This is a genomic window from Candidatus Cloacimonadota bacterium (assembly GCA_012516855.1).
Classification (GTDB): Bacteria; Cloacimonadota; Cloacimonadia; order Cloacimonadales; family Cloacimonadaceae; genus Syntrophosphaera.
Genome location: JAAYWB010000127.1, coordinates 1 through 1845 on the forward strand (window position 1 = coordinate 1; position 1845 = coordinate 1845).

The 1845-nt window shown below is 64.5% G+C and carries 2 protein-coding genes; both read left to right on the forward strand.

Annotated features, from left to right (window positions below; genetic code table 11):
- Nucleotides 1-301: RNA-binding protein (locus tag GX466_09390; GenBank protein ID NLH94408.1), on the forward strand; the 301-nt coding region annotated here is incomplete at its 5' end.
- A gap of 19 nt (nt 302-320) precedes the next feature.
- Nucleotides 321-1088 (forward strand): 16S rRNA (guanine(527)-N(7))-methyltransferase RsmG, encoded by a 768-nt coding sequence (gene rsmG / locus GX466_09395; protein NLH94409.1) that lies wholly within the window; start codon nt 321-323, stop codon nt 1086-1088.
- The last annotated feature ends 757 nt before the right edge of the window (nt 1089-1845 follow it).

A 1845-nucleotide genomic window follows, 5' to 3' on the forward strand; every position in this document is an offset into this window, starting at 1 on the left:
CGGCAGGGTGCTTGAAGCGCTGCAGGAACTCACTCGACTCGCGGTGCAGACGGCCACGGGTGAGCGGAGTCGCTTGATGCTGGATGTCGCCGGTCACCGGGCCGCGCGTCGGGCGACTCTCGTGGAGTTGGCTCAAGCTGCGATCGCCGAGGTGCGTGCGAGCGGCGAGTCGAAGGCGCTGGCCAACATGAGCGCTTTTGAACGCAAAGTCGTGCACGACGAGGTCACGGCGGCGGGTTTGACGTCGGAGTCAGAAGGCGTTGAGCCGCACCGCCACATCGTGATTTCTTCTGGCCGCTGAGCTGTCGGGGGCGTTGCCGGTGTCATTGAGTGCGCCGACTCCGGCAACCCCGCCGACTCCACCGAGCGTGAGCACGGTTTTCGGGGAGCGTGCAGGGCTTGCCGAGGCGTATGTCGCGATGCTGGCCGATACCGGGATCAGTCATGGGTTGATCGGCCCACGTGAAGCGCCTCGACTCTGGGACCGACATGTCTTGAATTGCGCTGTCGTGGCACCCCTGTTCTCCTCGAGCACTGTCGTGGCCGACATCGGGAGTGGGGCCGGACTCCCGGGGCTCGTGCTGGCGATGGTGCGTCCCGACCTTGACGTCCATCTCATTGAACCGCTCCACCGTCGCATCGTCTGGTTGGAGCGCGCGGTCACTGATCTGGGTCTCACCAACGTCACCGTGCACGAGGCGCGCGCCGAGGCGCTCGGTGGTGTCGTCGACGCGGACTATGTCACCGCGAGGGCTGTCGCCCGGCTGAGCAAGTTAGGTCGATGGGCCATGGCGCTCCTCCCCCGGGGCGGGCAACTCATCGCGCTCAAAGGAGAGCGGGCGCAGCAAGAGCTCAGCGAAGACCTGCCCGCCCTTCAACGAGCTGGCAAGGGTCGAGTCGGGGAGGTCACCCTGTCAGCCCACGGTGCCGACATCGTTGACCCGGCCACCTTGGTGGTGACCGTGACCATCGGTGCCGCAGCACATCGGGCGGGGACCGCATCGGGCCCTGCTCGTCGGCGGGCCACCCATAAGGGAAGCTCGGGCTCAGCTAGCCACGGCGGCGCCCCGAAGCAGTCCCAGGTCTGATGCCGAAGCGGAGTCTTGACGGATCCGTTGATCACCGCGTCTCTGCGTGAAGGGCAGATCTGGATATCCGGCCATAGCCCCGGGTTCACCTGTGGAGAGCTGGATCCCAACTCGTGTCGGCTGTGATTGGATGCCTGAATGAACGCCGCTCACTACTCTCAGGGCTTGGGCTGGCCTGAGGGCGAAGTTCGCGACACTCCCCACCTCGGATGGCCGACAGTTGTTTCACGTGAAACATCCCCGAGTGGAGCGGGTGTCCGGCGTGACACGGCGTCCGCCGCGTGTGACGCGGCTGCGGGAGAAGCTCACGATGATGTGCAGGATGTGCCAGGTGGAGTGTCGCTTGACATGAACCTGGGCGGTGCAGGCAACCCCGATTCTCTCGGCGCTGACGTTTCACGTGAAACATCGGCCGAGGCGAAACCGGGCGATGCAGACAACCACGCGGACGTTAGCCCTGACGTTTCACGTGAAAGACTCGCCAACGGAGCCCACGATGACGACCCCGTGACTCTTTTGAGGGCCGCGAATTCTGCTCACGTTGACCTTGATGAGCACGTCGTTTCACGGGAAGCGTCTGACAAGGGAGTGGGCGGCGGCGGATCGTTGTCCATATCGCTCCGCGCCCGTCCGGGCGACCCGGGTGATTTGGGTGCAGACCAACGTGATGTTTCACGTGAAACCGATAGCGAGGCGAACCTGATCCACGAGGCGGGTCATGGACCTATCGAGCCAGACGTTTCACGTGAAACACCAC